Raw genomic sequence first — 6,660 nt, 5'->3', positions numbered from 1 at the left:
TTTGCAAAATTAATTCAGTGTATACATAACAAACGGCGAAAAAGAAAACCGTAACCATCTATAAATCAATTGGTTACGGCTCTCTATCGATTCTGAAACTTCAGTCTTATAATAAACTCACGCTAGGCTATGATTCACCCAGCATCGGATTTCGTGAAACGGGGATTTCTCCAAAATTTCGAGCAGAATCTGCTCCGCCTCATTGACCTTTTTGTCATGCCATGAGATGTAACGCGCCCAGTTCATGGCGCAGTTGGCGCCCGCCAGGGTTTGGGGGTAGTAGTTATCCATGACGAACTTGCAGATTTTCGCCCCGCCATCCAAATCGCCGCCCCAGGCTAAGCTTTGGTGATGCAGGTCATAGAGTCCGGCGATGTCGTCGGCGGAAAATGTTGCTCTGATCTCTTCATTATTAATCATGTCGCTGTCCAGCAGTTGCTTGGTGATGACTTGCGCCTTGGGCAGGTCGCGATGCACGTCCATTTCCAGGTCGCGTACGATGCGCATGGCGCAGGGGTAGATGTATTTCCAATCGCCGGCGTTGCGCTTCATGAATTCGGCGAAATCGGCGCCCGCTGCGTTGGTATCCCCCATTGCCAGCCGGGCGGATGTAAGATAGAGGGGGACATTGCGGTATTCGTCCAGGCTCTTGTCTTCCCGCGTTTCGCGTCTCTGCGCCAGCTCGGCGTCGGCCTCTTGCAAAGCGCTTACCGCTTCGTCGTAGCGCCCATCATTTGCCAGGCAGAGCGCTTGCGCGATCTTATGCGCTTGCGGATGCTTGGCCGACGGCGCCAGCGGCGGATAGACCGAATTCATCGCCATCGCTCCGGCATTGTCGCTCTTCATCAGTTTCAGCAGCGTGATGAAGATAAAAAAGTCCTCCTGCTCGCCGCGATAGAACGCATACGGCTCTTCGGCGACGACGCGGCGGTATTCGAGGGCGCAAGCGTCCACCAGTTCGCCGCTTTCGATCAGACTTTCGGAATAGCGCAGCAGGGCGTTCTTCCAATGGCGGGCGATGCCGTCATTGAAGAGGGCGATTGCTTTGCCTCCGCGTCCCAGCCGTTTGAGAAACTTAGCCTTGGTCAAGGTAGCCTGGCTGAAGAGGTAGGAATCTTTATCCACATCCCCTAGCAAAGCATCCACCGCCGCTAACGCCTGGGAATTCTCGTCCGGCGTGTTGGAGTATTTCACCAGATCGTCCAACCCCTTATTCACGGCGTCGGCGTCGTTGGATTTTTCCACGGCGTTGAGCGCCAAGTCACGAAAATCGGCGGAGATGGGGCCTTCGTACATTTGCGCCGCACACGCTAATTCCCCGCAGATTAAGAGAGAAAAAATAGAGCCAGTAAGCAGAAATAGTTGAAATCTGCTCATATCCAACGCCTCCTGTACGATATGATAATTATTATGCTGACGATAATGAAAAAAAAATAGGTCAAGCCTTATCGGCAAAAATATCAAAAATATTTTTAGCGATTTGGATAAAAAATGTGAAAGGAATAAAGGCGGGCTGCGCTTCGCTTTGAGTCTACCCTACATTGCTACCTAGCTATGCGGCGGTTTGGATGTTCATCTTCAAAAATTCCCGCAGACGTCCCGCTAGAAATATCAACCTCGAGTGGGAGGAGGTATTCTCTCGGCCCATGAGAATCAACCGTCCTTCCCATATATTCATTGCAGAAAGGGAAAAATCTCCTGGAAGTTCTAAGGTTCTGGCGAGCTTTCCCGTAAACTGCCCTTTCTCGTCCCTCGTAAATGCTTGGAAGCGGAAGGTTTTATCTCCAGCTGTCCGATCCATCATGAAACACCGCTTTGGTTCGGAATAGAGCAGAATCTCATCGCCGCGATAATCTATTGTTGCTAAGGGGCGCCAGCCTTTCGCCGATTTTTCGTATAACCATAGAGTGTGGGGATCATTGGCGGGAGTTCCCGCGACTAACGTATCGGAACCCGACGAAACGGCGACGATTTTTCCCTCCTTCAATCCTTCGGGACGCATCTCTTGCCAATGACCGATTTTTTCCGGCCCTATTGAGGCTTCGAATACTTTCATTTCATCGGTGGAGAATCCCGCCGCCAGAATGCGCTTTCCAACCAGACATAAGCGTTGGAGTGATTTCAATTCTTTTGGCGCTGCGAATTTACGCGAAAGTTCGCTCCCATCCGGCGATATAGCGAATGCTTTCGACAAGGATCGGCCTCGCCTGTCTTCTGCTGCGATGTAGAACTCATTCTTTCCCAAAGCCAGACAAGCGTTTTTCGCCTGGCGATCCAAATTTCCCGACAACGTTAAAACCGCGTTTTCCTCCTTGCCATCGCACCCTTCGAATAGATATCGGCTGGAACCCGTCCATAACCGCCCATCGTCTTTCATCAACGCTGCCCGTTCACCTGATACGCTCAAGGCGATTAGGCGAGAATCGAAGGAACATATTTTGTCCCAACCCAAATCATGCGCGGAATCATTTTCTTGCAGAAAAGAACTCCATTTCTCCGCGTCCGGAGCGCAAGCGGCGCTAGAGGAATCGACTGCTTGATGGAGTTGGGATGAATTCGCTTCTTCTTGTTTCTTTTTTCGCCAAATCAAAAAGAAAAGTAAGAATCCCAGGCAACCAGGAAGTATTCTTTTACCAAGCGGCGATGGATTTGTTTTTCTATCTGGATTTTTTATCCGCCCCAGACTCGCCGCCGTCGCATGAACGATGGATCGACCCGCACCCCCGCCGCTTCCTCCCCCCGCTGTTATCGGACTGTTCGTCTCCCGTTGTAAATAAGGCTGTTGGAATGGCCTCGACCCGGGAAGTTCAGCGGAAGGCGCTCTTTGGCTCTCTTGGCTTTCGCCTTCCTCTCCAGCAGCGCCGCCGCCGCCTTGATGGCCGGGATGAAAACCATCTTCCTCTGTCTCTGGTCCAACAGGGGCGTCCCCGCTCGAACTTCCCAGGTCTTTCTTGCCGGGATGATTCTTATTCGTATTGGAATCCGCAGCGGGATTCTTTGTTCCGCTTGATGCTTCGCCTTGATCTCCAGCGGCGGCGTTATGATTACCGCCATCCGCCGGTTCGTTCTGTTGTTTTTCGTTATTGTTTCCTTGTGAAGGTGAATTTACGGCCATGATGGGAGAATAAGGTATGGAATCGGGATGGTTATGAGTGGGGGATTTGGGCGATGATGAAGGATGGCTCTCACTTCCCGCCGAACCGTTTCCACCATCGCCTCTGGACGCTACGCCGCCTTGCCCTACGTTACTCGCTGAATTTGGAGTTGATGTTGGAGAAGCGCCTTGGCCGCCGGAACTATCTTCTCCATTATTCCCATTGCTTGGTTCGGAAGGATTGTCCTTTTCCCGGCGATTCGGCGTTTCCTTTTTTTCTGGACATGATGGCGCTTTTTGATCTGTCGGCGGATTCGTGGCTGTAGTTCCCTGCTTCATCGAGGGATTCGGCGAAGATTGCGGCGCTGGGGCTTTTTCTCCGCCGCTGTTAGGATCGCCGTCCGGTTCGTAGGGAGATTGAATCGATCGTTGCGGCTGGTTATGCGGAGTATTTTGCAATGGCTTATCTTGCTTCGAATTATCCGATTCGTTGGGATTGTGAGGATTCGAATCGCTTCGATCTTTATTCTGCGGATGATTATTGTCCGGAGCATTTGACGGCGCATCGCTCGATGTTTTTTCGGGATTATCTGACTTATCCCTTTTTGGTTTTTCTTGAGAATCGCCGCTGGGCGGATTCGTTTCGCTAAGATCCGGTATGGAAGGTTTCTCTTGTTCATTCGCCGATGGGGATTGTTTATCCTGAGGAAAATCCAAATTATTAACGCTCACCGAAGACGATCCACCAGTGTCCAAGCGTAGGGGCAATGGACGTCCTGCGCCTGAATCTTCGAATCGATACGATAATTGGATATCCGGCCAGATTCTTTTCCCCTGTTCGTCTTCCATGGCTGTCGTTAAATGGTATTGCAAGAATTGGGCTGTTTCGTCGAGTTTGGCGGAATGGCTGCCGGTTGGAGTTCGCCAGGCTCCATACGGTTCGTCAGGCCCTTTGCTGACGCGATATCGAATTTTCGCGCCGCCGTCGGCGGCGGTTTTCCAGGCCAGCGCCAGCATTGCGCCTTGACGATGCAAATCGAACTCGCCGTACATTTCCTCATTTCCTTCAAGGACGGCGTTAGCTTTCAAGAAAGCGTTGTATTCGGATACAGAAATTTTTTCAGGTTTTTCCCACGCGATCCCGCCGCCGCCTCCCGTGAATTTCCCCGTTATTTTTAAATAACCTTCGGAATCGGCGATTACGACGGGATCATTGTTGCGATCGGCGGCGAACGTCTTGATATCCCCGTGAATATCGACGGCATGTGGCGACCACGAGGCTTTCTCTTGCGCAAGAGGCGCGCTGTACAACGTCCATTTTTCTTCATGCGATACAAGTATCCATAGTTTTCCATGAGCGGAAAGCGGTTGGGAATAATCTTCATTATCCGGCAAGACGCCCCATTCTTCCGCGACGGTTTCCATATTACGGTGATTTTTGCGAAAGAGTTTTGCGGGAGACTGGCTAGCGTCTATGGTTATATCCCAAAAAAACGTTCGTTTATGAAATATTTCCGGCGTATTTGCGTATTCAGACGATTGGGCGCCTTGATGAAGTGGTCTGCTATTTCCCCATGCGCCGAGAAAATGCTCTTCCAGATAATGCCTCATCCGTAATATCTCGGCGGAATCCGCGTTATGAAGGAATGAGATTAAAAAGATCGGAATTATGATGAATCTCATCCAATCCTCCCCATTACAAAAGGGCGATGAGAATGAAATGGCGTTCTTAATGGATCGGCGCCATCGATTTTCATCGGCATTGGCAATCAAGACAAAGCCATAGGTATGGATAGATATAGCCAAAGGCGCGCCAACATTCTCCCAATCGTTAACGCTGTTCTAATACTTTGACGGCAGGCAACTTGGGATAATTGTTATGGAAAAAATAAATTTTTATGATTTTCCGTATTTATCATTTTGAAAAAAGTGAGGATTATTTTTCGCAAATCGATAAAAAACAAGGCTTATCGTTCATCATGGAAAATAATGTAAACCCTTGTTTATTCATGGATGAATGAGTAGTTTAACCGTGTTGACTTCTCCTTTTTGGAGAAAATGAGTTAAAATAGGTTGCTTGAATACAATTGGTTCTTCCTCGGAAGAACCAACGAAAAATATCTATGAAAATCGGAGGTTTAAGAAAATGAGCAAACGTTGGTTCGGTTTATTGGCGATAGCGGCGTGTTTTGCTTTTATGATCTCCTGCGCTCCACAAGAAGAAGCGGCTAAGGATGCCGATTCGGCGGCGAAGACGGAGACGGTCGAACAGAGCGCCGCAGTTGAAGCAACTCCTACAGCGGCTCCCGCAGCGGAAGAGGCTCCAGCGCCCACAGTGGCTCCTGAACAACCTGCGGAAGCTACCCCGGTTCCAGCGGCGGTGGAAACTCCCAAACCGTAAGGAAGCGCTGCGCTGCATCAACAATAAGAATGGATTACTATGTATTGCCGAAAAGCGTTATCGCCATCGGAGGATGATAAATGAGTAAGCGTTGTTTGGTTTTATTGGCCGCAATGGCTTGTTTGACTTTAACCATTTCGTGCGCAATGGATAATTCCACAGAGCAAATCGCCGTCATAGAGCCAACGGCGACGGCGGCCCCAGCTCCGGCTTCCGAATCATCACCGGCGCCCGCGGCGGCGGATACTCCCTCCGCCAGTGCGGCCGCCGATCAGGAAGACATAAATATGAACAATCCAAACCATCGAGAGGTCGCCGTACTGGATACCGACGCGGGAGTCATCGTTCTGGGTTTTTTCCCCGACGTTGCGCCGAAACATGTGGAGAATTTCGTTCAATTGGCCCGCTCCGGCTTTTATAATGGAACCAAATTCCATCGCATTATCCCCGGTTTTATGATTCAAGGCGGAGATCCCAATACGAAAACCGCCGATGTCTCCAGCTGGGGAATGGGAGGACCGGGATCTACGGTTCCAGCGGAATTCAACAATAAGCCCCATATCCGGGGAACGCTTTCCATGGCTCGATCCAGCGATCCCAATAGCGCAGGCAGCCAGTTTTTCATCTGCCAAGTCCCTTATCCTTCCTTGGACGGAAAATACACCGTCTTTGGCGAAACCTTAGAGGGATTGGAAGTCGTGGATAAAATCGTTACGGCTCCCATCGTTCCGGAAACGAAAAACCGCGGGGATCGGCCCATTAATCCGGTGGCGATCAAGAACGTCGTCATTACGACATGGGGCGAATATCAACAAACGAAATCGCAGTAAACCAGGCATTGGCCGATCCGGCGATATTGCCGAATTGGAAAATGGAATGTACTTGTAAACCAACAAGGGTGTGCTAGGCGGGGAGGCAGCGGTTCCCTGTACCTGCAACCCGCTCCAGCAGGGCTGAATTCCCTTTCTTCGGGGGACGGCTGTGAGGCAGCGCCGAGTAAGGAGCGTTGATCGTTGGGTCCCATGCAATGACGGCTCGTGAACCAGGTCAGATCCGAAAGGAAGCAGCCTTAAGCGGAAACCGGCATGTGCAATGGGGCAGCCCGGCGGGAGCCGCCTGCTCGGTGGCGCTTGGATCCGTTGCTTCAACGAGAGGGTGCACACCC

4 protein-coding genes and 1 other RNA gene are annotated in these 6,660 nt (G+C 50.8%); 3 read left to right on the top strand and 2 right to left on the bottom strand.

The features are described from left to right. Positions 1-117 precede the first annotated feature (117 nt). Positions 118-1,377: a hypothetical protein gene (locus AB1656_05590; protein ID MEW6234840.1), complete on the bottom strand. Its 1,260-nt coding sequence runs from the start codon at positions 1,375-1,377 to the stop codon at positions 118-120. Positions 1,378-1,552: 175 nt separating this feature from the next. After that, positions 1,553-4,705, bottom strand: coding sequence for a hypothetical protein (locus tag AB1656_05585; GenBank protein ID MEW6234839.1), 3,153 nt, complete (start codon positions 4,703-4,705; stop codon positions 1,553-1,555). A 535-nt stretch (positions 4,706-5,240) separates the two neighbouring features. Here AB1656_05585 and AB1656_05580 point away from each other — a divergent pair. The 3 genes from AB1656_05580 (at position 5,241) to ffs (ending at position 6,658) form a co-directional block, all read left to right on the top strand. Beyond that, positions 5,241-5,495: a hypothetical protein gene (locus AB1656_05580; protein ID MEW6234838.1), complete on the top strand. Its 255-nt coding sequence runs from the start codon at positions 5,241-5,243 to the stop codon at positions 5,493-5,495. Between the two features lie 80 nt (positions 5,496-5,575). Beyond that, the gene (locus AB1656_05575; protein MEW6234837.1) at positions 5,576-6,325 is read left to right on the top strand and encodes a peptidylprolyl isomerase; all 750 of its coding nucleotides are present in this window, start codon (positions 5,576-5,578) and stop codon (positions 6,323-6,325) included. A gap of 68 nt (positions 6,326-6,393) precedes the next feature. Next, positions 6,394-6,658: signal recognition particle sRNA large type (gene ffs / locus AB1656_05570), an RNA gene on the top strand. Positions 6,659-6,660: the final 2 nt, after the last annotated feature.

The sequence above is a fragment of the Candidatus Omnitrophota bacterium genome (assembly GCA_040755155.1).
Taxonomy (GTDB): domain Bacteria; phylum Hinthialibacterota; class Hinthialibacteria; order Hinthialibacterales; family Hinthialibacteraceae; genus JBFMBP01.
This window is presented reverse-complemented; position numbering and strand designations above follow the sequence as displayed.

Bases quoted from the DNA above. Each gene is read 5' to 3' on its own strand.
- AB1656_05590 (MEW6234840.1), bottom strand. From the start codon at position 1,377: ATGAGCAGATTTCAACTATTTCTGCTTACTGGCTCTATTTTTTCTCTC.
- AB1656_05585 (MEW6234839.1), bottom strand. From the start codon at position 4,705: ATGAGGCATTATCTGGAAGAGCATTTTCTCGGCGCATGGGGAAATAGC.
- AB1656_05580 (MEW6234838.1), top strand. From the start codon at position 5,241: ATGAGCAAACGTTGGTTCGGTTTATTGGCGATAGCGGCGTGTTTTGCT.
- AB1656_05575 (MEW6234837.1), top strand. From the start codon at position 5,576: ATGAGTAAGCGTTGTTTGGTTTTATTGGCCGCAATGGCTTGTTTGACT.